The sequence below is a fragment of the Streptomyces sp. CB01635 genome (assembly GCF_002803065.1).
Lineage (GTDB): Bacteria > Actinomycetota > Actinomycetes > Streptomycetales > Streptomycetaceae > Streptomyces.
In genome coordinates this window covers 1-23,344 of sequence record NZ_NNBL01000037.1, presented here as the reverse complement: position 1 = coordinate 23,344, position 23,344 = coordinate 1, and the positions used below count along the sequence as shown (strand labels likewise).

Genomic DNA, 23,344 nt, shown 5'->3' with positions numbered 1-23,344 from the left:
GTTGAGCCGGCTCCGCTCCTCCTCACGTGCGGCGACGAGACAGGCATGCCACCACCCAGCGCGGAGAACCGCAGGGAGGGCGTCCTGATGCCCGGCACGGCGAGCCGCGCTGAGCTGGACACCCTGCGCGGCGCGCGCGGGAAGCGGGCCGACGAGGTCTTCCTGTGGCTGATGATCGCGCATCACCGCGGGGGAGTGCACATGGCGAGGGCCGTCGCGGGACACGGGGCCCCGGTAGCCGTCGAACGCCTGGCCCGCACCATGGTCGCGGGCCAGCAGGCCGAGATCGCGCTGATGGAGTCCCTCCTGAAGGCCTCCGGCGGTGGCCCGTGGTAGTCGTTGCTCCGGGCTGAAGGTCTCGAGCGGTGGCCCGTGGTAGTCATTGCTCCGGGCTGAAGGTCTCCAGCGGCGGCCCGCGTCAGTCGCTACTCCGAAGGATCCTCCACGGCCGCCGCGAGCAACCGCCGCGTCTCCGGCTCCACATGGTCGGCGTAGTACTCGTACAGCGCCTCGCGGCCGAGCCGGGCCGCGCGCGGCGCGTCGCCCGAGCTGATCGCGTCGAGCACCTGCCGGTGGTGGGTGATCGAGCGCTCCATCCAGGCGGCGGCGTCCGTGGCGCCCGCGATCTTCTCCTCGATGACCCCGACCACCGCCTCGTGCACCGCGCGGGCGCACAGGCCGAGCAGCGAGTTGCCGCTCGCCTCGGCGATGGCCCGGTGGAAGAGGGCGTCCGCCTCGCTGAAGGCGTGCAGGTTTCCCGTCGACGACTCGCCGAGGCGCTCCATCCGGTCGATCTGCTCCCGCATGCGGGCCAGGTCGTCGGGGGTGTGCAGGCGCGCGGCGAGGCGGTTGCTCTCCGCGTCGAGCACCATGCGGAACTGCACCAGTTCGCCGAGCGAGGCGATACGGGAACGGGTCAGGCGGCTCAGGGCCTGGCTGAGGTTGTCCGGGGAGACACCGAGGACCTCGGCGCCCAGCGGGTCGCCCGGGCGTGAGCGGATCAGGCCCGCCGACTGGAGCACGCGCAGCGCCTCGCGAACCGTCGAGCGGCCGACGTCGAAGCGCACGACGAGTTCGCGCTCCGCCGGGAGCCGGGAGCCGGGCGGCAGGTCGCCGCTGAGGATGCGCTCCTCGATCTGCTGGGCCACCCGCTGATAGGCGCGGACCGGCTTCACCGGCTGGAAGAGATCGTCGTCGGGCGCCATGTGCCTCTCCGTGTCGGGCCGTTGCGCCGGAGTGAATCCATGATCCGGCCATTGACCCGGGCGTGAACGTGGGGGCAGAGTACGGGAAATCAACTGGTCTGACCAGTCGACTGGCCTCGTGGCCGCCCCGACTTGGAGGTGCGATGCGTTCCCGCCCAACAGCCCTGCCCGTGCCCGTGACCGACGCCGCGGCCGCGGTCGCCCTCACCCAGGAACTCGTCCGGCTGCGCACCGTCAACGCCGCGGGAGCCACCGAGGTGGAGCGCCCCGCGGCCGACCTCCTCCAGCGGCTCTTCACGGAGTTCGGGTGGAAGTACGAGGTGGTGGAGGTCGTCCCCGGGCGGCCCAACACCGTCGCGGTGGTCGAGGGCGGCGGCGGGGACGGCCCCACGCTGATGTTCGAGGGGCACATCGATGTCGTCACCGAGGGCGACACGGCCGACTGGACCGTCGATCCGTACGGCGCCGAGATCCGCGACGGAAAGCTCTGGGGCCGCGGCTCGGCCGACATGAAGTCCGGTGTCGCCGCCATGATCTACGGGGTCCGAGCCCTTCAGCTGGCCGGGCCCTTCCCCGGCCGGATCGTCGTCGGCGTGCTCTGCGACGAGGAGGGGCTGATGCTCGGCGCGAAGGCGTTCGCCGCGTCACCGCTCGCCCGCGAGGTGGACGGCGTCATCGTCTGCGAGCCCGAGGGCTACGAGGTGTGCACCTCGGCGCGCGGCGGGATCCGCCTCCGTCTCGACCTGCACGGCGTGATGGCCCACGGTGCCATGCCGCAGGAGGGCAGAAGCCCGATCGTCGCCGGCGCCCGCATCGTCGAGGCGCTCGCCGCCGTGCAGGAGTGGGCCGAGGAGCGCTACGGCGAGCATCCGCACGCGGGCCGCGTCACCGTCACCCCGACCGTGCTGCTCGGCGGCGACCCCGACCAGCTCAACGTGATCCCCGCGCACGGCGTCGTCGGCATCGACGTACGGACCGTCCCGGGCACCGACCATGCCGAACTCATCGAGCGTGTCAAGGAGTTCGCGCAGCGGGCGGCCTCCGGAGTGGGGGTGTCCGTCGAGGTCACCGTCGTCGACGACCGGCCCGCCATCGAGATCCCCGAGGACCACCCCGTGGTCACCGCGCTCGTGGACGCACACCGCCAGGTGCACGGCGAGGCACCACCGTTCGGAGCCGTGCCCGGCACCACCGACGGCACGATCCTGACCCGCGACGCCGGTCTCGCCACCGTCGTCTACGGCCCCGGCGGCAAATGGATCGCGCACCAGGCCGACGAGTACGTCGAGGTGCGCGAGATCGCCGAGTACACGCGCGTGTACGCGGCCGCCGCGCAAGCCTTCCTCACCGCCCGTACGGACGGGGGTGCGGAGCGATGACGTATCAGCGAGAAGCGCCCACGGGCCTGCCGGTCGGGGACACCTGGGTTCCCGCGCCTTCGCAACAGCCCGTCGTCTTCCCTTACGACGGGAGCGAGTTCGCTTCGGCGCCCGTCGGCGACGTGGACGTCGCGCGGCGCGCCGTCGAGCACGCCGCCGGGCGCCGCAAGGAGGTCGCGGCCCTCTCTGCGCGGGTGCGGCGGGACGTGCTCGCCGGTGTCGCGGCCGACCTGGAAGGCGTCGCGTCCCGGATGGCGGAGCTGCTCGTCCTGGAGACCGGGAAGCCGCGAGTCGACTGCGACATCGAGATGCAGCGCGCCGCCGCGACCTGGCGGGCCGCCGCCGACGAGGTGGCCCACCTGCACGGCGAGACCGTTCCGCTGGACCTCCAGGCCTCCGGCGACGGCATGTTCGGGTTCTGGATGCGCAGGCCCATCGGGGTCGTCGTCGGCATCGCCGGCTTCAACTACCCCGTACTCCTCGCCTCCCACAAGATCGCACCGGCACTCGCCGCAGGCTGTCCAGTGATCGTGAAGCCCGCACCGGCGACCCCGCTCGCCACCCTCTGGCTCACCCACCTCGTCCGCGAGCGCCTCGCCGCGGCCGGCGCGCCGCCCGGAGCGGTCCAGCTCGTGACCGGCGACACCGAGGTGGGCCGCACCCTCACCACGCATCCCGACGTCGCGGCGGTCTCTTTCACCGGCTCCGCCACGGTCGGGCACCGCATCGCGCGCGACGCGGCGCCCCGCAAGGTCGTCCTCGAACTCGGCTCCAACGCGGCGCTCGTCGTCGCGGCGGACGCCGACCTCGACGCGGCCGCCGACGCCGTGGCCCGCGGCGGCTACTACGCGTCCGGGCAGGCGTGCATCTCGGTCCAGCGGGTCATCGCCGTCGAGGAGATCGCCGGCGCCCTGGAGAAGAAGATCGCCGAACGGCTGCCCGACGTCGTGGTCGGCGACCCGCGCGACGCCGGCACCCGGGTCTCCGCGCTCATCGACGAAGCGGCCACCGAGCGCGTCCTGGACTGGATCGGCCGGGCCAGGGCGGCCGGTGCCCGGGTCGTCGCGGGCGGGGTGCGCACCGGCACGAGGTGCCTCGCCCCGACCCTGCTCGCGGACGTCCCCGACGGCGAACCCGCCTGGGACGAGGAGGTGTTCGGCCCCGTCGTGTGCCTGCGCGCCGTCCCCGACCTCGATGCCGCGTACGACCTGGTCAACGCGAGCCGGTACGGGCTGCACGCCGCGGTCTACACCCGCGACCTCGGCGCCGCCTTCCGCGCGGTCGACGCGCTCGACGTCGGCGGCGTCGTCATCAACGAAGTCCCCGGCTACCGCAGCGACATCGCCCCGTACGGAGGCGTCAAGGACTCCGGCACCGGACGCGAGGGGCCACGGTTCGCCATCGAGGAGCTGACGGTCACGCGGATGGCCGTCATCCGCCCCTGACGGATCACCTCAGCAGACAGAAAGGCAGCAGAACTTCATGGACTACGCGAATCTGTTCCGGCTCGACGGCAGGCGCGTCGCGGTCGTCGGCGGTGCGGGCGGCATCGGCCGTGAGGCCGTCCGCGCGCTCGTCGCCCAGGGCGCCGACGTCCTGGTCGCCGACCGGGACGAGAAGGGCGCCGAGCAGACCGTCGCCCTGGCCGGCGCGGACGCGGTCCGGTCCGGCACCGCGTCCGCCTACGCCCTCGATGTCCTCGACCCCGAGGCGATCCGCGCCGCCGCCGACGTGTGGGGCCCCCTCGACGCGCTCGTCGTCACCGTCGGCGCCAACGTCCGCAAACGTATCGCCGACTACACGCTCGACGAGTTCGACCGCGTCATCGCCCTGAACCTGCGGGCCTATGTCAGCCTCGTCCAGACCTTCGCCCCCGGCATGGCGGAGCGCGGCCGCGGCAGCGTCGTCGGCTTCGCCTCCATGCGGGCATTCCAGGTGGAGGCGGGCCAGAGCGTGTACGCCGCGTCGAAGGCCGGCCTCATCCAGTTCCTGCGCACCGCCGCCGCCGAATGGGGCCCACGGGGCGTGCGGTTCAACGCCGTCGCCCCCGGCGTCGTCCGCACCCCGCTCACCGACCAGATCGCCGCGGACCCCGCCTGGTACGACGCCTACGCCCAGGCCTCCGCGCTCAGGCGCTGGGCTCGCGCCGACGAACTCGCCGGTGCCGTCGCGTACTTGGTCTCCGACGCGTCGACGTACGTCACCGGCAGCGTCCTGACCGTCGACGGCGGCTGGACCGCGGTCGACGGCCGCTACGACCCCGCGCTCTGAACATCCGCCACCCTTCCCCCTCAAGGAAGTTCATGTCCCCCACAGACGAGGCCGCCAGCCGCTCCCCGGAGCCGGACCCGCGCGAGGCCGACCTCCTCGACTCCCCGGAGCCCGACCCCCTCGAAGGACTCCCCACCCTCGGCGGCCAGTCCCGCCGCTCCCTCTGGATGCTGCTCGTGCCCGTCGTCCTCTACGGCGCCGCGCCCTTCGTCGCCAACCGCATCGAACCCCGCATCCTGGGTGTCCCGTTCCTGCTGGCCTGGGTCATCGCCGCCACGGTCGTCAGCCCCGTCGCCATCTGGCTGGTCGCCCGCTTCGACCCGGCGTACCGCACCGGCGCCGTCGAACCCGTCCCCGTCGACGAGGGAGGCACCCGATGAGCGGCTCCGCAGCCGTCGCGACGACCGTGTTCGGCCTGGCCATGGTCGCCACCATCCTGATCGGCCTGCTCAGCGCGCGCGGCCGGTCCAAGGGCCTCGCCGAGTGGTCGGTGTCCAGCCGCGGCCTCGGCGTGATGTTCATCTGGCTCCTGATGGCCGGCGAGACGTACACCAGCTTCTCGTTCCTGGGGACCGCCGGCTGGTCGTACTCCTTCGGCGCCCCGATCCTCTACCTCGTCGCCTATCTCACAGTAGGCTTCGCCGTCGCCTACATAGTGGGCCCCGCCCTGTGGACGTACGCCTCCCGGCACAGTCTCATCTCGATCGCCGATATCGCCGAATTCCGCTTCCGCTCACGGCCGTTGGGGATTCTCGTCGCCGTCGTCGGGACCGTGTTCCTCGTGCCGTACATCCAGGTGCAGATCCAGGGCATGGGCGTCGTCGTCAACGCGATGACGTACGGGAGCGTCGACCTGCACGTCGCCGCCGTCATCTCGTTCGTCGTCGCCGAGGTGTTCATCCTCGTGTCGGGGCTGCGCGGCTCCGCCTGGGTGAGCGCCCTCAAGGACGTACTCGTGATCCTCGCGGTCGTCTTCCTCGCGGTCTACATCCCCATGCACTACCTCGGCGGAGTCTCCGACTTCATGCAGCGCATGGTCACCGAGAAGCCCGAGTGGCTCACCTTCCCCGGACACGTGTCCGGCGGGCGCAACGCCGCCTGGTTCCTGAGCACCGTCGTCCTCAACGCCGTCACCATCACCATCTTCCCGACCACCGTGGCCGGCTACCTCAGCGCGAAGAGCCCCAACACGCTGCGGCGCAACGCCCTGCTGCTGCCGTGGTACCAGCTGCTCCTGTTCGTACCGATGATGGTCGGCGCCACCGCGCTGTTCGTGCTGCCGGGCCTGGGCAACCCCGACCTCGCCCTGTTCAAGCTGGTCACCGACTCGCTGCCGTCGCCCGTCGTGGCGGTCATCGGCGTCGCGGGCGCCCTGTCGGCGATCGTGCCGATGAGCGTCTTCATGCTGTCCATCGGCACCCTGTGGGGAAAGACCGTCCTCGGCGGCGGCAACGGCGCCGACCCGCGCCGCCCGCGGCCGGCCGTCACCGACGACCACGACCTGCGCACCAAGCGCCGCTCGCAGGCGGTCTGCGTCCTCGCGGGCCTGGTCGCGCTCGGCGGCAGCCTCTTCTACCCCAACACGCTCGTCCAGCTGTCCGTCCTGTCCTACGAGGGCCTGGCCCAGCTCGTGCCCGTCGTACTGCTCTCCCTGTTCTGGCGGCGAATGACCGCCCGCGCCGGGATCTCCGGCATGCTCGTCGGGCTCGCCGTGATGACGGGGCTGTGGGCCACTGACAACGACCCGTGGCACGGGGTCAACGGCGGCATCATCGCGCTGGCCGCGAACCTGGTGGTGACGTTCGCGGTCACCCGCGTGACACCGGCCCCGAGCGCCCCCGCCCCGCGACGGCCCACTGTCCCGGCCGCCTCGGCGGCCGCGGCGAAGGAGTCCTGATGATCGACGAGACCGCACCCGTCCTCCACCGCGCCGCCCACACCGGCAGCCGGAACGGCGCCGGCCCCGAGCCCGAGACGATCGCCACAGCCGATGACCGGATCCGCGCCACCGGCACCGTCGCCGCCCTGCAGGACCGATTCCCCGGCGCGCCCGAGGCGCTGCGGATCCTCACGCCGGGCACGGCGGAAGCGGAGAGCGGCGCCCAGGTGTCCGCGGCGACGGGGGAGACGTACCGGTGAACTCGCGAGCAGTGAACGACTTCGAGATACCCGGCCTCGCCGGACCCGTGGAGATCCTCGTCGACCAGTGGGGCGTCCCCCATCTCTACGCCGGCTCCCAGGACGACCTGTTCCTGGCGCAGGGCTTCAACGCGGCCCGCGACCGCCTCTTCCAGCTGGACCTGTGGCGCCGCCGCGGACTCGGCCTCCTGTCCGAGGTGTTCGGCCTGCGGTACGTCGAACACGACCGCGCCGCCCGCCTGTTCCTGTATCGCGGCGACATGGCCGAGGAGTGGAGCGCGTACGGCGAGGACACTGAACAGATCACCACGGCGTTCGTGAACGGCATCAACGCCTACGTGTCCCTGTGCCGCCGCGACCCCGCCCAACTCCCGCCGGAATTCGCAACGTTGGGCTACGAGCCGGCATTCTGGGAGCCCTCGGACGTCGCCCGGATCCGCAGTCACGGCCTCCAGTACAACCTCCGCGACGAGGTCGACCGCGCCTTCACCCTGCGCGACCACGGCACCGGCGTCGAAGACTTGCGCCGCCGCCGCGAACCCGCCCCGCACCACCTCACCGTCCCCGAGGGCCTCGATCTGAGCGCCATCCCGGACGACGTGCTGCGCGTGTACGACCTCGCGACGGTCCCGCCCTGGCCCGACGCCGCCGCCCTCCAGGGCATCGACGGCTCCAACAACTGGGTGCTCGCGCCGTCCCGGACCGTCACCGGCCGCCCCATCCTCGCCAACGACCCGCACCGCGCGGTCACCCTGCCCGCCCTGCGCTACATCGCGCACCTGGCCGCACCCGGCATCGACGTCATCGGCGCGGGCGAACCCGCCCTGCCCGGCCTCTCCATCGGCCACAACGGGAACATTGCCTTCGGCTTCACGATCTTCCCGATCGACCAGGAGGACCTGTACGTCTACGAGACCGACCCCGACAACCCCCGCGCCTACCGCTATAAAGGCCGCTGGGAAACCATGACCCGCGTCACCGAGACCATCCCGGTCAAGGACGGGGAGCCGGTCGAGGCCGAGCTGTGGTTCACCCGGCACGGCCCCGTCATCCACGAACACCCCACGCGCGACGCCGCGTTCGCCGTGCGAGCCGCCTGGCTCGGCCCCGGCATGGCGCCCTACCTCGGCAGCACCGGCTACATGCGGGCCGAAGGCCCCGACGCGTTCCTCGCCGCCCTGCGCCGCTGGGGCGCGCCCGGCGAGAACCAGGTGTACGCCGCGCCCGACGGCACCGTCGGCTGGCGCCCCGCGGGCCGCGTCCCGGTCCGCCCGAACTGGGACGGCACCCTGCCCGTGCCCGGCGACGGCCGCTACGAATGGGACGGCTTCCTCGACGCCGACGCGCTGCCCGCCGAACGCGACCCGGACCAGGGCTGGTTCGCCACCGCCAACCAGATGAACCTGCCGCCCGGCTACCCGAACGACCGCGACACGGTCACGTACGACTGGTACGCCCCCACCCGCCACCACCGCATCGCCGAAGAGCTCGACGCGCGCACGGACTGGACCGTCGAGGACTGTGTACGGCTCCAGACAGACGCGGTCAGCCTGCCCGCGCGCCGCATCCTGCCGCTGCTCGCCGACCTGGCCGGCGACGACGAACTGACGGCGTGGGCCATCGGCCTGCTGCGGCACTGGGACGCCGACGTCACGGCGGATTCGGCGGCCGCCGCGCTCTTCGAGATCTGGTACCGCCGCCATCTGCGCCCCGCCGTCTTCGGCAAGGCACTGCAACAAGTCGCCCCCGACGCCGAACGCGCTGCGGCCCTCGCCCGGATCCTGCCGCCCGACGACCCGACCTCCGACCCCCGCGTCGATCTGGACCTGCTCACCGGCGCGGAGACCACCCTCGACCCGGGCACCCTGCTCGCCACTCTGACCGCCGCCGTCGCCGACCTCTCCGCCCTCCTCGGACCCGACCCGGCCGCATGGACCTGGGGCGCGCTCCACCACGCCCGCGTGTTCCACCCGGTGACCGCCCTCCACGAGGGACCGCAGCCGCCGTGGGCGTCGGTCGGTCCCGCCCCGCGCGGCGGCAGCGGTGACACGGTGGGCGTCGCGCCGTACGGACCCGACTTCCGCCAGACGACGGGCGCCACGTTCCGCCTGGTCGTCGACGTCGGCTCCTGGGACGACTCGGTGGCCATGAACTCACCGGGCCAGTCCGGGAATCCGGACAGCGAGCACTACAGCGACCTCTTCGCCACCTGGGCCGCCGACAGCTCCTTCCCGCTCCTCTACACCCGCGGGCAGGTGGAGAAGCACACGACGCGGACGATCACCCTGCGACCGCCCGCGCCGGCCACCACTCAGGACCCGAACGGGAGGTAGTCCACGTCACTGGCCCTGGCCCAGCCCTGTCACTGGCGCTCGACATGCGCCGTCACCATCGCGTGCACTTCCTCCGGCGTCAGATACGCGTCCGTCTTCTCGAAGTCCTTCAGCGTCGCGGGCCGCTCCGCCTGGAACCCCGTCCGCACGAAGTCGTCGCCGGCGACGGCGTTGAGCCCCCAGTTCGCCGCCGTGCGGAAGCGGGCCGTCCCGGTGCGCAGCGCGCCCAGGTGGTAGGCCCGGGCGACGACCTGGGCGGGCAGCCCGGTCAGCTGCACACCCAACGGCTTGGACACGGCCTGAACGCCGCCCAGGTCCACCACGAGCCCCAGGTCCTTGTGCCGGTACGGCTTCAGCGGCTGTCCGTGCAGCGCGGCCGCCACGTTCTTCGCGGCCGCCCAGCCCTGCCGCATGGCGTGCTGGGCGGTCGGCGGGCAGGTCGCGTCGGCGCCCTTCTCCAGGTCCGGCACGGCGGCCGCGTCACCGAGCGCAAACACACCGTCGAGCCCCGGAACCGTCAGATCCGGCTCCACGACGAGCCGGCCCCGGTTCGTCTCCGCGCTGAGCGTCGCGATCAGCGGGCTCGGGGCGACACCCGCCGTCCAGATCAGCGTGCGGCACGGCAGTACACGGCCGTCCGTGAGCGTCACCGTGTCCTCGGTCGCCTTCGCCACGGACACTCCGAGCGACACATGCAGCCCGCGCCGCTCCACGATCGACAGGGCCTTCTCGCCGAGCCGGTCGCCGAGCTCGGGCATCAACTTGGGGGCGATGTCGACGAGATGCCACTTGATCTGCGCCGGGTCGAGCCCCCGGAGGCGCTTGGCGGCGGCGGTGGTCAGGCGCTGCAGATAGGCGGCCGTCTCCGTACCGGCGTACCCGCCGCCCACCACCACGAACTGCAGCCGCGCCTCCCGCTCGGCGGGGTCGGTGCTGGCCGCGGCCAGGTCGAGCTGCGAGATGACGTGGTCGCGGATCCAGGCCGCCTCCGCCAGCGTCTTCACACCGACCGCGTACTGGTCCACACCGGGGATGTCGAACTGCCGCGTGACGCTGCCCGGCGTCAGGACCAGGTAGTCGTAGCGCTCCACCACCGTCTCGCCGTTGATCTTCCGTACGACGACGGCCTTCGCCTCCGGGTCCACGCCCACCGCGCCGCCCGGCACGATGCCGGTGTGCCGCAGCATGCGGCGCAGCGGCACCGCGACCGACTGCGGAGTGAGCACGCCCGAGGCGACTTGGGGGAGCAGCGGCAGGTACAGCTGATGGTCGAACGGACTGACCAGCCTCAGCTGCGCCTCGCCCGGCTTGAGGATCTTCTCCAGCTTGTGCGCGCACTCCATGCCGGCGAATCCGCCGCCGACGATCAGGATCCGAGGAGCTGCCATGTGATGTCTCTCCAGGGTCGGGCTCATCCGGACGCGAAGGGGCCGGTCTGCGGCCATCCCGCCCATACTCTTCCGCGCGCGGGTGCCGCGCACGCTGAACGGGTCCTTCCGCTCCCGTACCCCGGAACCCGCTCCTCAAGGCCGGTAGCGCAACGGATGGTCCTCGGGTACCTCGGTGATCACGATGCGCACGCCGTCCGGGTCCGAGATCCACATCTCGATGAGCCCCCACGGCTCCTTGACCGGCGGCCGGAGCACCTCGACGCCGCGCGCCGCCAGCTCCTCGTGCGCGGCCGCCGCGTCCGAGACCTGGAGCCACAGCTGGAGCCCGGGCGACGGCGGCGCCTCCGACCGGCCGGACACCTCCAGGAAGCCGCCCCCGAGGAAGTAGACGGTCCCGCGCTCGGGCCCCGTCCCGAACTCCCGGTACACGGCGAGACCGAGCGCCCCACCGTAGAAAGCCCGCGACCGCTCGGGATCGGTGGGGCGAAGAAGCGTCCTGCTGCTCAGTACGTGAACCATGCGAACGCAGCGTAGAGGCTCGGCGTTAGGCTCGACGGCGCCCGCGCCGACAGCCGTGCACGAGATCGGAGACCGTCCCATGTCCATCGCTCCCCGCCCCACGACCGGCGACCTCACCTTCCGGGACGCCACCGACGCCGATGTCGACGTGCTCGTCGCGCTGATCGAGTCGGCGTACCGCGGGGACTCCAGCCGCACCGGCTGGACGACCGAGGCGGACATCCTGGAGGGGCAGCGCACCGACCCGCAGGGCGTCGTCGACGTCATCAAGTCGCCGGACAGCCGGCTGCTGACCGTCGAGCGCGACGGCGCGGTCGTCGCCTGCTGCCAGCTGGAGCACCGCGGGGAGCACGCCTACTTCGGCATGTTCGCCGTGAGCCCGGCCCTCCAGGGCGCGGGGCTCGGCAAGGTGATCATCGCGGAGGCGGAGCGCACCGCCCGCGAGGCCTGGGGCGTGCGCGAGATGCACATGACGGTGATCTCCGTACGCGAGGACCTCATCGCCTGGTACGAGCGCCGGGGCTACCGCCGTACGGGAGAGATGACCCCCTTCCCGTACGGCGACGAGCGCTTCGGCATCCCGCAGCGGGACGACCTCCAGTTCGAGCTCCTGGTCAAGCCCCTCGGCTGACGTGGGCCTCACGGCCGGCACCCGGGTCCCGCGGCTGACTCGGGCCGCTCGCCCGGCTCAGGCCGTGAAGCGGCCGGTCCGTTTGATCTCCGGGTAGTCCGTCGTCGCGGCGTCCAGGCCGAGCGCCCGCACCAGGCGCAGATCGTCCTGCGTGTTGACGACCCAGCCGATGATCCGCAGGTCCGCCTTGCGGGCCCGCTCGACGATCTCCTGTGTCAGACGCCGGATGTTGAGGACCAGGGACGTGGCGCCGACTGCGGTGGCCCGGTCCACCACATCGGTGCCGTACCGGCTTGCCACCAGCGCCGTACGGACGCCCGGCACCAGCCGGGCGATCTCGGCGACGGCCTCGTCGTGGAACGAGATCACCTCGACGCGGCTCACCAGATCACGGCGCAGCATGACCTCGGCCAGGGCGCGCGCCGCGGCGACGTCCTTGATCTCGGCCTGGAGCGGTTTGGAGACGGCGTCGAGCACCTCCTCGAAGACCGGCACCCGTTCGCCGCGCCCCGCGTCCAGGGCGCGCAGCTCGGCGAGGGTCTTGTCGGCGATGGGGCCCCGGCCGTCCGTCGTGCGGTCGACGTCGGCGTCGTGCATGACGACGAGGGCGCCGTCCTTGCTCAGATGCAGATCGAGTTCGATGAGGTCGAGGCCCGCGTTCTGCGCGGCGACGAAGGACCGGAGGGTGTTCTCGGGTTCGACACCCATCACTCCGCGATGCCCGATGGTGAGGAAGTTCAAGATCGTCTCGCTTCCGTCGACGGCGGCTCGGCATCCGCGCGAGGTCGTGGACGGGGTCGCCCGCGCGGCACGGCCGAAGCCTAACGGCCCGTCTCCACGATGGGACCGGTCCGACGCGAGGGAGTGGAGTGGTCCGCTCTGGTTGCGGTGATTCCGAGGACCAGTCCGGTGATGACGGCTGCGACCAGGACGGCGCGGATGCTCACGCTCAGGGCTCCAGACGGGCGGAGGGACAGGGAAGGGGCGGGGACCGGTCCGTCCTACCGCCTCGGCAGCCTGCCGCGGGAAGTGTCACCCGTGGGTGGGCGAGTTCCCCGGCGGTTGACCGGGCACCGCGTCCAGGTCGTCCAGCATGGCCTCGGCCAGCTCGACTTCTGCCGCGAGCCGCCGCTCGCTCCAGCGCAGCGCGATCTGCGGATGGGCCCACGCCTCCACTCCGTCGGCCCGCTCGAGCGCGTCCCTGGCCTCCTTCAGCTCGCCCTTCGTGCGGGCCACGTGTTCCGTCACCAGGTCACGCAGGTGCTCCGGCGCGGCGAGGTGCCCGAGCCACACGCGCAGCAGCACGGGGTGCTTGAGCACGGGCGCGCCGAGGCCCTGCCCGCTCCCGGCCCACACCGCGAGTGCCCCGCGCCCCTCCTCGGTGATCGCGTACGTCCGTTTGGCCCGCGGGTCCTCGGCCCCGGAGCGCAGCGAGGTGACGTAGCCCAGTGATTCGAGGCGGCGCAGTTCGGCGTAGATCTGGCTGATGGCGGGCGACCAGTAGAAGAACCGCAGGGACGCGTCGGCCCACTTCTTCAGCTCGTATCCGGTCCGTTCCCCGGGGAAGGACAGCAGCCCGAGGACGGCCCAGGCGGTCGGTGGCAGGTCGTCAGCCATGCGCCGCATTGAAGTGACCGGAACCGGTCACCGCAAGACCCCGGAGCCTTTGTCGCTGCCGAATACCGTCGCCGGTCTTGCCCCTGGAAGACCTGACGGTTAGTCATATACCTAACCGGAACAGTGCGTGTGGCTCAACTCCCTGGAGGCAACGTGAAGTTCTCCGTCATCTTCGAGGCGCAGCTCGCCGATCCCACCGTCGAACACGAACACCAGGTCATCCACGACTGCGTGGAGCAGGCGGTCCTCGCCGAGGAGATGGGCTTCGACCGCATCTGGGCCGTCGAGCACCACTCCCTCAAGTGGTACGCGCACATGTCGGCCCCCGAGATCTTCCTGACCTGGGTCGCCGCCCGCACCAGCACCATCCGGATCGGGCACGGTGTCGTCTGCATGCCCTTCAACTTCAACCATCCGGTGCGGGTCGCCGAGCGGGCCGCCATGCTCGACCTGCTCTCCGGTGGCCGCCTCGACCTCGGGGCCGGCCGGGGCGGCACCAAGCAGGAGACCTCCCTGTGCGGTGTCGACAGGGACCGCACGACGCAGGAGGTCGAGGAGGCGCTGCGGATCATCGGGAAAGCCTGGGAGAAGGACGAGCTGGAGCACCACGGGGAGCTCCTCGACATCGACCCGCACCCCGTCCTGCCGCGCCCGAAACAGGAGCCCCACCCGCCCCTCTTCCTCGCGTGCAGCCGCACTGAGACGCTCACCCAGGCGGCCGAACTCGGCATCGGCGCCCTGGTGATGGGCTTCGCGGGCCCCGAGTCGATCGCCGGCATGCGGCGCGCCTACGACGACGCGATCGCCGCCCGTACCCCCGACCGCTTCGTGTCCGGCGTCGTCAACGACCACTTCTCCGTCCTGTGCCCGACCATCGTCCTGGACGACCAGCAGACGGCCCGGAACATCGGCATCCGCGGCCAGCGGTTCTTCGCGCAGTCCATCGGGCACTGGTACGGCGGCGCGGGCGTCCCCGACGAGGCCGTGGTGGAGGGCGCCGACGAGGCGGCCGACATGCGCAGGGCCGCCGAACAGGTCGTGGCCCGCCTCCACGAACACCAGATCCCGGTACGTCCCACCGCGACGGCCACCTTCAACGCCGACCACGCCTACGGCACCGCCGACGACGCCATCGCCTACGTCGAGCGCCTGCGCGACGCGGGCGCCGACGAGATCATGTGCCTCGTCCAGATGGGCACCGTCCCCCAGGAGGCCTGCCTGGAGACGCTGCGGCAGTGGGGCGAGAAGGTCATCCCGCACTTCCGCGCCCAGGAGCAGGCGGCGTCCGCATGAGCCCCGCATCCGAGGACCGCCTCGCATCCGAGGAACGCCCTGCCCCCGAGGACCGCCTCGCACCCGACGCCCGCGCCCTGGTCGACGCGATGACCGCGTTCTTCCCCGACCTCGGCGGCGCCGTCACCGACGCGGCCGAGGCCCGCCGCATCCTGGCCGCGGCTCCCGCGTCACCGCTCCCGCCACCGGTCGTCGGCTCGGTCGAGGACCGCGACATCCCCGGCCCCGCCGGAGCGCCCCGGATCCCCGTACGGATCTACCGCCCGGACCCCGACGAGGCCCCGGGCCCGCGCCCCACCGTCGTCTTCCTCCACGGGGGAGGGTGGGCGATCTGCGGTCTGGACAGCCATGACTCCACCGCCCGCGGGCTGTGCCGCGAGGCGGGGGCCGTGGTCGTCTCCGTCGACTACCGGCTTGCCCCCGAGTCGCCGTTCCCGGCCGCCGTCGACGACGCGTACGCGGCGCTGTGCTGGGCGGCCGACCACCACACCGCGCTCGGCGGCGGCACGGGCGCCCTTGTCGTGGCGGGGGACAGCGCGGGCGGGAACCTCGCGGCTGTCGTCTGCCTCCTGGCCCGGGACCGGGGCGGCCCGGGCATCGCGCTCCAGGCCCTCGTCTATCCGGCCACCGACGCGCATCAGTCGACGGAGTCGTTCGCGCGGAACGCCGACCGCTACTTCCTGACGGCCGCGCACTGCCGCTGGTTCGCCGAGCAGTACCTCGGCCCGGACGGCGACCGGTCCCACCCGCACGTCTCGCCGCTCCTCGCCGACCTCGCCTCGCTGCCGCCCGCCCATATCGTGACCGCGGGCTGCGACCCGCTGTGCGACGAGGGCCTCGCCTACGCGAAGGCCCTGCGCGCGGTGGGCGTCGAGGTCACCGAGAGCCACTTCCCGGGGATGTTCCACGGCTTCTTCGGTTTCCCCGAGCTGCTCGACGATGCCCGTACTGCCGTGGCGGATGTGGCGAAGGCCATCGTTTCAACCGTGTCAGGCAGGAAAAACGACGGTGAACCAGGGGGTCGCGCAGGATAACTTCCTCCCGGCTCCACTTGTGGTGGAGAACCTCGCCCGTTTACGGTGTCTGTACGCGAGGTTCTCCCGTGGAGGATGGGTAATGACGGAAATTCTTGTGCAGTCGGGCGTGGAGGGGAAGGTTCCTCCGGAGAAGGTCGGGGGAAGCCCCGAAAGCAGGGTGGTCGAACACCCGGCGTGGCCCGTGCTCAAGGCCGCCGTGGAGGAGATCCGTCCCTGGCAGCAGAAGGACGGCTCCATCGACTTCGCCGCCGACGGCGCCCCGTCCAAGGCCTTGGCGGAGCTGACGCTCGACCGCGCGATATCCGCCGTCGAGCAGCTCTCCCCGCTGCTCCCGCACGACGCCGCGTACCACTCGGCGCTCGCCGCCGACCTGCGGCGCTGGGCGGAAGACGGCTTCCAGGTGCCCGACTTCCTCGACTCGCTGCTGGCCTTCCACCCCGCCGCGCGCCGCGAGGACGGACTGCAGCACCTGGTCGTCTTCCCGATGTACACGCAGAACGGCAACCCGGACCGCAATCTGGAGGCCGTCGTCCTGCGCATGGTGTGGCCCGAGTGGCTCGCCGAGCTGGAGGCGACGCGCTACGACAACCCGCTGTTCTGCGGGATCACGTTCGAGGACTTCACCGCCGGCTACGACACCAACTCGGCCGTGCTCTTCCCGGAGACCATCGCCGTACGGGAGGCTCCCGAGCGCTTCTCCTGGGGTGGCATCTTCTGCGACCGCGAGGCGGCCCGCTTCCGTGCCGTCACCGAGGCGTCCGTCGGCATCCTCGGGCTCGAACTGCCCGACGACATCCGCGAGATGATCTCGGACCAGGACCGCTGCCAGCAGGCGTTCGTCCTGTGGGACATGGTGCACGACCGCACCCACAGCCACGGCGACCTGCCCTTCGACCCGTTCATGATCAAGCAGCGCCAGCCGTTCTGGATGTACGGCCTCGAAGAGCTCCGCTGCGACCTCACCGCCTTCAAGGAGGCCGTGAAGCTGGAGGCCGACGGCTTCCCGCAGGGCCGCGACGTGCAGTACGCCGTCCTCTTCGACCGCATGTTCCGCTTCCCGGTCACCGGCGAGCGCGTGCGCAACTACGACGGTCTCGGCGGCCAGCTCCTCTTCGCGTACCTGCACAAGCACGACGTGCTGCGCTGGACCGACAACAAGCTCCAGATCGACTGGGAGCGCGCCCCGCAGGTCACCAACCAGCTGTGCGCCGAGATCGAGAAGCTGTACCGCGACGGCATCGACCGTCCGAAGCTGGTGCACTGGTTCGCCGCGTACGACCTGGTGTCCCAGTACCTCGCCCCGCACCCCGGTTCGCGCTGGGCCAAGGGCCCCGACGCCCTCGACCTGAGCCTGCCGCCGCGCAAGCTCGTCGACGACGTGCTTCCGGACGAGTTTCCGCTCAGCATGTTCTATGAGGCACTGTCCAAGAAGCTGAAGAACGTGATCGCCTCCACCAAGGGGATCACCGGTGCGGGCGCCGAGCAGGCCGCGGCGTGAGCGCTCGCGAGGAGGAGGCGACGGCCATGGCCGAAGGCAACGGGAACGGCACGCTGGACGGAGCGGTCATCGCGGTCGCGGGCGCGGCGGGACCCGCGGGCCGCGCCACCCTGCTGCGCCTCGCCGAGGCGGGCGCGACGGTCGTCGGAGCGGACGCGGACGCCACGCGCCTGGCGGAGGCCGTGGACGCGGCACGCTACGCGCACGGGGGCGCCACCGTCATCGGCGACACCGTCGACCTCCTCGACCTGGACGCGACCCGGGACTGGGCGAATCACATCGAGAAGGACTTCGGCCGGGTCGACGGCCTTGTCCACCTCGTCGGCGGCTGGCGCGGCAGCGCCACCTTCGCCGAGACCGACCTCGCCGACTGGGACCTCCTAGAAAAGCTCCTGATCCGCACGGTCCAGCACACCTCCCTCGCGTTCCAGGACGCCCTCCAGCGCAGCGACCGCGGACGCTTCCTGCTGATCAGCGCCGCGGGCGCCAGCAAGCCGACCGCGGGCAACGCGGCGTACGCGGCCTCCAAGGCCGCCGCCGAGGCCTGGACGCTGGCCCTCGGCGACGCCTTCCGCAAGGCGGGGGGTGACGCGGGCCCGCAGCAGGCGGCTGCGATCCTGGTGGTGAAGGCGCTGGTGCACGACGCGATGCGCGCCGAGCGACCCAACGCGAAGTTCGCGGGTTTCACGGACGTCACGGACCTGGCCGATGCCATCGCCGGCGTCTGGGAGCGGCCCGCCCATGAGTTGAACGGGACCCGTCTGTGGCTGACCGAGAAGCCGTGAATCCGCCGAAGACCGACGCCCGCCGGCATCACGACCCGGACGTCCGCGGCTTCGCGAGCGACAACTACGCGGGCGCGCACCCGGAGATCCTCGCGGCCCTCGCCCTCGCCAACGGCGGTCACCAGATCGCGTACGGCGAGGACGACTACACGGCGAACCTCCAGCAGATCATCCGCGCCCACTTCGGCCCCACGGCCGAGGCGTTCCCGGTCTTCAACGGCACCGGTGCCAACGTCGTCGCGCTCCAGGCGGTCACCGACCGCTGGGGCGCGGTGATCTGCGCCGAGTCCGCGCACATCAACGTGGACGAGGGCGGGGCCCCGGAGCGCATGGGCGGGCTCAAGCTGCTCACCGTGCCGACCCCGGACGGCAAGCTCACGCCCGAGCTCATCGACCGGCAGGCCTTCGGCTGGGACGACGAGCACCGCGCGATGCCGCAGGTCGTCTCGATCACGCAGAACACGGAGCTGGGCACGCTCTACACGCCCGACGAGATCCGCGCGATCTGCGACCACGCGCACGAGCGCGGCATGAAGGTGCACCTCGACGGCTCCCGGATAGCCAACGCGGCCGCGTCGCTCGACGTGCCGATGCGCACGTTCACGAACGCGGTCGGCGTCGACATCCTGTCGCTCGGCGGCACGAAGAACGGCGCTCTGTTCGGCGAGGCGGTCGTCGTCCTCAACCAGGACGCCGTCAGCCACATGAAGCATCTGCGCAAGCTCTCGATGCAGCTCGCCTCCAAGATGCGTTTCGTGTCGGTGCAGTTGGAGGCCCTGCTCGCCAAGGACCTGTGGCTGCGCAACGCGCGGCACGCCAACGAGATGGCCCAGCGCCTCGCCGAGGGCGTCCGCGCCGTGCACGGCGTCGAGATCCTCTACCCGGTGCAGGCCAACGCGGTCTTCGCGCGGCTGCCGCACGACGTCAGCGAGCGCCTCCAGAAGCGCTTCCGGTTCTACTTCTGGGACGAGGCGGCCGGCGACGTCCGCTGGATGTGCGCGTTCGACACCCGTGAGGAGGACGTCGACGGCTTCGTCGCCGCCCTCAAGGAGGAAATGGCCCGCTAGCGTTCTCCCCGCACCTGGCTGTATAGATATGCGATCGACCGTAAAGCTATTGACGGGCGGTCGGTCGCATTTCTATGCTCCCCGTCCATGCAGCTGATCCAGAAGAACCCTGACCTGTCTGCCTACTTGGCGGCCGACGAGGTCATCGACCATCACCACCCGCTCGTACGGAAGACGGCCGAGCGCCTCGCCGCGCAGGCCTCCGACTCATATTCATACGCCCAGGTGGCCTACGAGTTCGTGCGGGACACCATCCCGCACTCCGCCGACAGCGGGGACCTCCGCGTCACCTGGCGCGCCTCGGACGTCCTGGAGCAGGGCACGGGCATCTGTCACGCCAAATCCCACGCGCTGGCCGCGCTCCTGCGCGCCGAGGACATCCCCGCGGCGCTCTGCTACCAGCGGCTCACGCATGACGCCGGGACCGGGTATGTACTGCACGGCATGGTCGCCGTGCGCTTCCATGGGGCCTGGCACCGGCAGGACTGCCGCGGTAACAAGCCCGGGGTCGACGCCCAGTTCTCCCTCGACGGTGAGCGGCTGGCCTTCATTGTGGATACGGAGTCCAATGAGGTGGACTATCCGGTACTCTTCGATGTACCGGAGCCGGCCGTTCTGCGCGCCTTGCGCGACGCCCCCGACCGGCCCTACTTGTGGGAACACCTCCCCGACGCACTCTGAAACAGCAAGCGCACCCCGAAGAGCAAGGCGGACGATGACCCTCCACCTCACTGTGTCCGACGCGGTACGGACCCTCGCGCCCGAGTTCCGACACGTCGCCATCGAGGCGTACGGGCTGGTCAACAGCCCCAGCAGTGAAGGGACTTCGGCCCTTCTCGACGATGCCGCACGCCGCCTCGCCGCGCGTCTCGACGGACGCGCCCCGCACGAGGACCCGCACATGGCGGCCTGGCGCGCCGCCTACACGGCCTTCGGCTCCAAGCCCTCCCGCACCCGTAACTCGGCCGAGGCGCTGGCCAAGAGGGCCCTCGCGGACGGCGGACTGCCGCGGATCAACACCCTCGTCGACGTCTACAACGCGATCAGCGTGGCCCATCTGATCCCGGTCGGCGGCGAGGACCTGGACCACATCAAGGGCGGCATGCGCCTCGTCAGGGCCACCGGCGAAGAGGGTTTCGCCACCGTGGCAGGGGGAGAGGACGTCGTGGAACACCCCGACGCAGGCGAGGTCGTCTGGTGTGACGACGACGGCGTGACCTGCCGCCGCTGGAACTGGCGCCAGGGCATCCGTACGCGCCTGACCGAGGAGTCGGTGAACGCGCTCTTCCTGCTGGAGGCGATGGGGCCGCACTGCGACGTGGTGGCGGCCGGCACCGAACTCGCCGAACTCCTGGAGAAGTTCAGCCCCGGCGCGCGGATCACCGTCCACGCGCCGGAGTAGACGCACCGCGGTGGGCCCGCGGCACGTCTGCAGTACCGATTCAGCTCGCCTCGGCGGCCTTCACCTCTGCCGCGGTGGGCGCGGTGCCGCCGAGGTGCGCGGGCATCCACCAGGTGTCGTCCGGACCCTTCGGGCGTACGGGGTACGCGCGCTGTGCCGCTTCGAGGAGCTCCTGCACACGTTCGCGCAGCCGCCGGGTGATCGCACCGGCGTACTGGTCACGCGGGGCCTCCATCGGCTCGCCCACCCGGATCGTGATCGGGATGTGGTGGCGCTTGAAGTTCTTCGGGTGGCCCTTCGTCCACAGGCGCTGGGTGCCCCACAGTGCCATCGGGATGAGCGGCACACCGGCCTCCTGGGCCAGGCGCGCGGCGCCCGACTTGAAGCTCTTCAGCGTGAACGACTGCGAGATCGTCGCCTCGGGGAACACCCCGATGACCTGACCGGAGCGCAGCGAGTCGAGGGCGTGCGCATACGCGTCCTCGCCCTGCTTCCGGTCCACGGGGATGTGCTTCATGCTGCGCATCAGCGGACCGGAGATCTTGTGCCGGAACACCGACTCCTTCGCCATGAAGCGCACCAGGCGCTTCTGCGGCAGCGCTGCGAGACCGTCGAAAATGAAGTCCAGGTAGCTGATGTGATTGCTGACCAGGACCGCGCCGCCGGAGCGCGGAATGTTCTCCGCGCCCTTGACGTCGATCTTCAGATCGAGCGCCTTGAACATCGTGCGGGCCGCGCCGATGACCGGACGGTAGACGAGCTCTGCCATGGAGGGGGAGGACCCTTCATCTCTGCCTGGGGAGGGGGCTCCCGGCGGGAAGTTACGCAGCCGTAGGTTTTGTGGCTTGCGCAGATCGTGCCCCATCAACGGCTGAGTAGCCAGTCCTGGTTCCGGCCGGGCGCGAGATCCTCGTCACTCCCACGCGGTCCGTGCAACCCGTTGATCAGCCAAATCGTGCCGCGCCACGCCGCAGGAGCAGGTACATCTCGCACCCCAGGCAGTAACCGAACGCCGAGTTGAGGAACGCCGCCGCCAGCGCGCAGGCCGTCGCCGCGAGCCCGAGCCAGCCCGGCCCCCACACCAGACCCACCAGACCCACCGCCGCAAAGACGAGCCCGACGAACTGCGCGAACCGCGGCGGCTGCGGAGCCTCGAACTCCGTGGGCGGCCCTATCCGCGGCCGCACCGCCGTACGGAACAGCCACGCATAGGGAGAACGTCCCACTCCGCCCGCCGCGCCGAGCGCGAAACACAGCGTCTGCCACGCCAGGAGCCAGGCGCTGCCCGTGACGAGCACCAGGGCCAGTACGACCGTCGTGACCGCGGCACCGAACCGCGGCCCTCTCACATCGATGTCCATGAACCCAGCATTCCGCAACGGTGCGCTGCGCGGACCCGGGGAATCTTTGCGGTCTCGTGAATGCTGCACTGGAACGATGACCGGACTTGTGGTGTGTGTGGCCGTGCTCGCCGTGGCGAGCGCCTTCGGGCTGATGCAACGGCGGCGGAGCGGGAGGATGAAGGTGCGGCAGGGTGAAGCGGCGCTCGGAGCGGCGCAGTTGGGGGAGGCGCTGGGGGAGCGGGCCACGCTCGTGCAGTTCTCCAGCGCCTTCTGCGCCCCGTGCCGGGCCACCCGGCGCGTGCTCGGCGAAGTGGCCGAAATGGTTCCCGGCGTGGCCCATGTGGAGATCGACGCCGAGGAGCGGCTCGACCTCGTACGGGAATTCGGCGTCCTCAAGACGCCCACCGTGCTCGTCCTCGACGCGGCCGGACACATCGTGCGCCGCGCCTCGGGTCAGCCGCGCAAGGCCGACGTCATCGCCGCGCTCGGGGAGGCGGTCTGACGGGTGGTGACCTCGTCGTGACGCTTCTCCCAGATGGCGGGACGCACTTGACTGCACGCACCACCTATCGTCAGCCTGACTGTATGCCCACGGAACCCCTTCTCTTCGAGCGTGTCCATGTGGACCTCGCCCGCTGCGCGAGTGCGCGCTGTCCCGGCTCCTGAGCAGCCACGGACCCCGCTCGCACCCCTCCGGCAGAAGGACAACTCCATGACGGCCACGCCCGATCTCCGCATCGCCACGACCGCATCGCCCGACCTGCTGCGCTCGGTCTTCCGCAGGCACGCGGCCGGAGTCGCCGTGATCACCGCCCGTGGCGCCGCCCCCGTCGGCTTCACCGCCACCTCCCTGACGTCCGTGTCGGCCGAACCCCCCGTCATCTCGTTCGGTATCGGCCTGGGCGCCTCCAGTTGGCCCGTCGTCTCCGAGGCCGGACACATCGGCGTGCACATACTCGGCGAGCACCAGCAGGATCTGGCCGCCACGTTCGCGAAGAGCGGAGCCGACCGCTTCGGGGGCCCCACGCGCTGGCACGAGGGCCCGGAGGGCGTGCCCGTACTCGAAGGCGTTCTGGCCTGGCTGGTGTGCCGGGTGATCGCACGCGTGCCCGCCGGTGACCACCGCATCGTGCTCGCCGAGGCCGTCGCCGGAGACCCCGCGGGGACCGGCCGGCCGCTCGTCTACCACCAGGGCCGCTTCAACGGTCTGCGCGACTAGGATCACAGTTCAAAGCGCTTGCTTAGCGGGCGAATCCTGGGTGTACTGACGAGTAATATTTCGTTCGGGGCGCGGGCCGCCCCGACCGGGAGAGTCCGCTTCGGACGCCTATGCTGCCTGCAGGGAGCAAGGCCGCCCAGTAAAGACGATTGCAGTAGGAGAGCCGGCGTGAGCTTGAGGATCGTTGTCACCGTGAAGTATGTGCCGGATGCGAC

General features: G+C 71.3%; 26 protein-coding genes. 18 read left to right on the top strand and 8 right to left on the bottom strand.

From position 1 onward, the window contains the following. The first annotated feature begins 45 nt into the window (after nucleotides 1-45). Nucleotides 46-336 carry a DUF305 domain-containing protein gene (locus CG723_RS41895; RefSeq protein WP_100598804.1) on the top strand — a complete coding sequence of 97 codons (291 nt, stop codon included), beginning with the start codon at nucleotides 46-48 and terminating at the stop codon, nucleotides 334-336. Nucleotides 337-425: 89 nt separating this feature from the next. Here the strand turns inward: CG723_RS41895 and CG723_RS41890 are convergent, their stop codons facing one another. Beyond that, entirely contained in the window at nucleotides 426-1,205 is a 780-nt protein-coding gene (locus CG723_RS41890) for a FadR/GntR family transcriptional regulator (protein WP_100598803.1), read from the bottom strand. A gap of 143 nt (nucleotides 1,206-1,348) precedes the next feature. Between CG723_RS41890 and CG723_RS41885 the strand changes: the two genes are divergently transcribed. From CG723_RS41885 to CG723_RS41855, 7 genes are read left to right on the top strand one after another with little or no spacing between them, the layout of a single operon-like run. Next, nucleotides 1,349-2,584: a M20 family metallopeptidase gene (locus CG723_RS41885; protein WP_100598802.1), complete on the top strand. Its 1,236-nt coding sequence runs from the start codon at nucleotides 1,349-1,351 to the stop codon at nucleotides 2,582-2,584. Further along, nucleotides 2,581-4,029 carry an aldehyde dehydrogenase family protein gene (locus CG723_RS41880; protein ID WP_100598801.1) on the top strand — a complete coding sequence of 483 codons (1,449 nt, stop codon included), beginning with the start codon at nucleotides 2,581-2,583 and terminating at the stop codon, nucleotides 4,027-4,029. The genes CG723_RS41885 and CG723_RS41880 overlap by 4 nt, the downstream gene beginning before the upstream one ends. A 37-nt stretch (nucleotides 4,030-4,066) precedes the next feature. Beyond that, entirely contained in the window at nucleotides 4,067-4,855 is a 789-nt protein-coding gene (locus CG723_RS41875; RefSeq protein ID WP_100598800.1) for an SDR family NAD(P)-dependent oxidoreductase, read from the top strand. 32 nt (nucleotides 4,856-4,887) lie between these two features. Continuing rightward, entirely contained in the window at nucleotides 4,888-5,235 is a 348-nt protein-coding gene (locus CG723_RS48385) for a DUF3311 domain-containing protein (RefSeq protein WP_100598799.1), read from the top strand. Beyond that, nucleotides 5,232-6,752 (top strand): sodium:solute symporter family protein, encoded by a 1,521-nt coding sequence (locus CG723_RS41865; RefSeq protein WP_100598798.1) that lies wholly within the window; start codon nucleotides 5,232-5,234, stop codon nucleotides 6,750-6,752. Before CG723_RS48385 ends, CG723_RS41865 begins: the two co-directional genes overlap by 4 nt. After that, complete coding sequence (locus CG723_RS41860; protein WP_100598797.1) at nucleotides 6,752-6,994, top strand: hypothetical protein; 243 nt, start codon at nucleotides 6,752-6,754, stop codon at nucleotides 6,992-6,994. The genes CG723_RS41865 and CG723_RS41860 overlap by 1 nt, the downstream gene beginning before the upstream one ends. After that, nucleotides 6,991-9,327: a penicillin acylase family protein gene (locus CG723_RS41855; RefSeq protein WP_100598796.1), complete on the top strand. Its 2,337-nt coding sequence runs from the start codon at nucleotides 6,991-6,993 to the stop codon at nucleotides 9,325-9,327. Before CG723_RS41860 ends, CG723_RS41855 begins: the two co-directional genes overlap by 4 nt. A gap of 29 nt (nucleotides 9,328-9,356) precedes the next feature. Here the strand turns inward: CG723_RS41855 and CG723_RS41850 are convergent, their stop codons facing one another. Both CG723_RS41850 and CG723_RS41845 read right to left on the bottom strand, forming a co-directional pair. Next, complete coding sequence (locus CG723_RS41850) at nucleotides 9,357-10,715, bottom strand: NAD(P)/FAD-dependent oxidoreductase (protein WP_100598795.1); 1,359 nt, start codon at nucleotides 10,713-10,715, stop codon at nucleotides 9,357-9,359. Between the two features lie 135 nt (nucleotides 10,716-10,850). Beyond that, complete coding sequence (locus CG723_RS41845; RefSeq protein ID WP_100598794.1) at nucleotides 10,851-11,237, bottom strand: VOC family protein; 387 nt, start codon at nucleotides 11,235-11,237, stop codon at nucleotides 10,851-10,853. 79 nt (nucleotides 11,238-11,316) lie between these two features. On the opposite strand from CG723_RS41845, the gene CG723_RS41840 reads away from it, so the two are divergent. Further along, nucleotides 11,317-11,868 carry a GNAT family N-acetyltransferase gene (locus CG723_RS41840; RefSeq protein WP_100598793.1) on the top strand — a complete coding sequence of 184 codons (552 nt, stop codon included), beginning with the start codon at nucleotides 11,317-11,319 and terminating at the stop codon, nucleotides 11,866-11,868. A 57-nt stretch (nucleotides 11,869-11,925) separates the two neighbouring features. On the opposite strand, the gene CG723_RS41835 is transcribed toward CG723_RS41840, so the two are convergent. The 3 genes from CG723_RS41835 to CG723_RS41830 all read right to left on the bottom strand — a co-directional run bounded on the left by CG723_RS41835 (nucleotide 11,926) and on the right by CG723_RS41830 (nucleotide 13,485). After that, nucleotides 11,926-12,609: a glycerophosphodiester phosphodiesterase gene (locus CG723_RS41835; protein WP_100598792.1), complete on the bottom strand. Its 684-nt coding sequence runs from the start codon at nucleotides 12,607-12,609 to the stop codon at nucleotides 11,926-11,928. Nucleotides 12,610-12,689: 80 nt separating this feature from the next. Further along, nucleotides 12,690-12,815, bottom strand: a complete 126-nt coding sequence (locus CG723_RS48815; RefSeq protein WP_267893774.1) for a hypothetical protein — start codon at nucleotides 12,813-12,815, stop codon at nucleotides 12,690-12,692. Nucleotides 12,816-12,900: 85 nt separating this feature from the next. After that, nucleotides 12,901-13,485, bottom strand: a complete 585-nt coding sequence (locus CG723_RS41830) for a PadR family transcriptional regulator (protein WP_100598791.1) — start codon at nucleotides 13,483-13,485, stop codon at nucleotides 12,901-12,903. Nucleotides 13,486-13,638: 153 nt separating this feature from the next. On the opposite strand from CG723_RS41830, the gene CG723_RS41825 reads away from it, so the two are divergent. The 7 genes from CG723_RS41825 to CG723_RS41795 all read left to right on the top strand — a co-directional run bounded on the left by CG723_RS41825 (nucleotide 13,639) and on the right by CG723_RS41795 (nucleotide 20,567). Next, a complete protein-coding gene (locus CG723_RS41825; protein ID WP_100598790.1) occupies nucleotides 13,639-14,778 on the top strand; it encodes an LLM class flavin-dependent oxidoreductase in 1,140 nt (379 codons plus the stop codon). Between the two features lie 89 nt (nucleotides 14,779-14,867). Continuing rightward, entirely contained in the window at nucleotides 14,868-15,812 is a 945-nt protein-coding gene (locus tag CG723_RS41820; RefSeq protein ID WP_442802643.1) for an alpha/beta hydrolase, read from the top strand. 82 nt (nucleotides 15,813-15,894) lie between these two features. After that, nucleotides 15,895-17,313, top strand: a complete 1,419-nt coding sequence (locus CG723_RS41815) for a DUF6421 family protein (RefSeq protein ID WP_100598788.1) — start codon at nucleotides 15,895-15,897, stop codon at nucleotides 17,311-17,313. 26 nt (nucleotides 17,314-17,339) lie between these two features. Further along, complete coding sequence (locus CG723_RS41810) at nucleotides 17,340-18,098, top strand: SDR family NAD(P)-dependent oxidoreductase (protein ID WP_100598787.1); 759 nt, start codon at nucleotides 17,340-17,342, stop codon at nucleotides 18,096-18,098. Further along, nucleotides 18,095-19,165: a threonine aldolase family protein gene (locus CG723_RS41805; protein WP_100598786.1), complete on the top strand. Its 1,071-nt coding sequence runs from the start codon at nucleotides 18,095-18,097 to the stop codon at nucleotides 19,163-19,165. The genes CG723_RS41810 and CG723_RS41805 overlap by 4 nt, the downstream gene beginning before the upstream one ends. Nucleotides 19,166-19,252: 87 nt before the next feature. Next, entirely contained in the window at nucleotides 19,253-19,846 is a 594-nt protein-coding gene (locus CG723_RS41800) for a transglutaminase-like domain-containing protein (RefSeq protein WP_100598785.1), read from the top strand. A gap of 34 nt (nucleotides 19,847-19,880) precedes the next feature. Next, nucleotides 19,881-20,567, top strand: a complete 687-nt coding sequence (locus CG723_RS41795; protein WP_100598784.1) for a B3/B4 domain-containing protein — start codon at nucleotides 19,881-19,883, stop codon at nucleotides 20,565-20,567. Between the two features lie 40 nt (nucleotides 20,568-20,607). Here CG723_RS41795 and CG723_RS41790 read toward each other — a convergent pair whose 3' ends face one another. After that, a complete protein-coding gene (locus CG723_RS41790) occupies nucleotides 20,608-21,336 on the bottom strand; it encodes a lysophospholipid acyltransferase family protein (protein WP_100598783.1) in 729 nt (242 codons plus the stop codon). Between the two features lie 175 nt (nucleotides 21,337-21,511). After that, nucleotides 21,512-21,928, bottom strand: a complete 417-nt coding sequence (locus CG723_RS41785; RefSeq protein WP_100598782.1) for a DUF4395 domain-containing protein — start codon at nucleotides 21,926-21,928, stop codon at nucleotides 21,512-21,514. Between the two features lie 76 nt (nucleotides 21,929-22,004). Between CG723_RS41785 and CG723_RS41780 the strand changes: the two genes are divergently transcribed. Beyond that, the gene (locus CG723_RS41780; protein ID WP_100598781.1) at nucleotides 22,005-22,412 is read left to right on the top strand and encodes a TlpA family protein disulfide reductase; all 408 of its coding nucleotides are present in this window, start codon (nucleotides 22,005-22,007) and stop codon (nucleotides 22,410-22,412) included. Nucleotides 22,413-22,622: 210 nt separating this feature from the next. After that, complete coding sequence (locus CG723_RS41775) at nucleotides 22,623-23,129, top strand: flavin reductase family protein (RefSeq protein WP_100598780.1); 507 nt, start codon at nucleotides 22,623-22,625, stop codon at nucleotides 23,127-23,129. Nucleotides 23,130-23,344 lie beyond the last annotated feature (215 nt).

What these genes read in the sequence shown, in the direction of transcription:
- CG723_RS41895 (WP_100598804.1), top strand. Translation starts at nt 46, where the DNA reads ATGCCACCACCCAGCGCGGAGAACCGCAGGGAGGGCGTCCTGATGCCC.
- CG723_RS41890 (WP_100598803.1), bottom strand. Translation starts at nt 1,205, where the DNA reads ATGGCGCCCGACGACGATCTCTTCCAGCCGGTGAAGCCGGTCCGCGCC.
- CG723_RS41885 (WP_100598802.1), top strand. Translation starts at nt 1,349, where the DNA reads ATGCGTTCCCGCCCAACAGCCCTGCCCGTGCCCGTGACCGACGCCGCG.
- CG723_RS41880 (WP_100598801.1), top strand. Translation starts at nt 2,581, where the DNA reads ATGACGTATCAGCGAGAAGCGCCCACGGGCCTGCCGGTCGGGGACACC.
- CG723_RS41875 (WP_100598800.1), top strand. Translation starts at nt 4,067, where the DNA reads ATGGACTACGCGAATCTGTTCCGGCTCGACGGCAGGCGCGTCGCGGTC.
- CG723_RS48385 (WP_100598799.1), top strand. Translation starts at nt 4,888, where the DNA reads ATGTCCCCCACAGACGAGGCCGCCAGCCGCTCCCCGGAGCCGGACCCG.
- CG723_RS41865 (WP_100598798.1), top strand. Translation starts at nt 5,232, where the DNA reads ATGAGCGGCTCCGCAGCCGTCGCGACGACCGTGTTCGGCCTGGCCATG.
- CG723_RS41860 (WP_100598797.1), top strand. Translation starts at nt 6,752, where the DNA reads ATGATCGACGAGACCGCACCCGTCCTCCACCGCGCCGCCCACACCGGC.
- CG723_RS41850 (WP_100598795.1), bottom strand. Translation starts at nt 10,715, where the DNA reads ATGGCAGCTCCTCGGATCCTGATCGTCGGCGGCGGATTCGCCGGCATG.
- CG723_RS41845 (WP_100598794.1), bottom strand. Translation starts at nt 11,237, where the DNA reads ATGGTTCACGTACTGAGCAGCAGGACGCTTCTTCGCCCCACCGATCCC.
- CG723_RS41840 (WP_100598793.1), top strand. Translation starts at nt 11,317, where the DNA reads ATGTCCATCGCTCCCCGCCCCACGACCGGCGACCTCACCTTCCGGGAC.
- CG723_RS41830 (WP_100598791.1), bottom strand. Translation starts at nt 13,485, where the DNA reads ATGGCTGACGACCTGCCACCGACCGCCTGGGCCGTCCTCGGGCTGCTG.
- CG723_RS41820 (WP_442802643.1), top strand. Translation starts at nt 14,868, where the DNA reads ATGACCGCGTTCTTCCCCGACCTCGGCGGCGCCGTCACCGACGCGGCC.
- CG723_RS41815 (WP_100598788.1), top strand. Translation starts at nt 15,895, where the DNA reads ATGACGGAAATTCTTGTGCAGTCGGGCGTGGAGGGGAAGGTTCCTCCG.
- CG723_RS41810 (WP_100598787.1), top strand. Translation starts at nt 17,340, where the DNA reads ATGGCCGAAGGCAACGGGAACGGCACGCTGGACGGAGCGGTCATCGCG.
- CG723_RS41800 (WP_100598785.1), top strand. Translation starts at nt 19,253, where the DNA reads ATGCAGCTGATCCAGAAGAACCCTGACCTGTCTGCCTACTTGGCGGCC.
- CG723_RS41795 (WP_100598784.1), top strand. Translation starts at nt 19,881, where the DNA reads ATGACCCTCCACCTCACTGTGTCCGACGCGGTACGGACCCTCGCGCCC.
- CG723_RS41790 (WP_100598783.1), bottom strand. Translation starts at nt 21,336, where the DNA reads ATGGCAGAGCTCGTCTACCGTCCGGTCATCGGCGCGGCCCGCACGATG.
- CG723_RS41785 (WP_100598782.1), bottom strand. Translation starts at nt 21,928, where the DNA reads ATGGACATCGATGTGAGAGGGCCGCGGTTCGGTGCCGCGGTCACGACG.
- CG723_RS41780 (WP_100598781.1), top strand. Translation starts at nt 22,005, where the DNA reads ATGACCGGACTTGTGGTGTGTGTGGCCGTGCTCGCCGTGGCGAGCGCC.
- CG723_RS41775 (WP_100598780.1), top strand. Translation starts at nt 22,623, where the DNA reads ATGACGGCCACGCCCGATCTCCGCATCGCCACGACCGCATCGCCCGAC.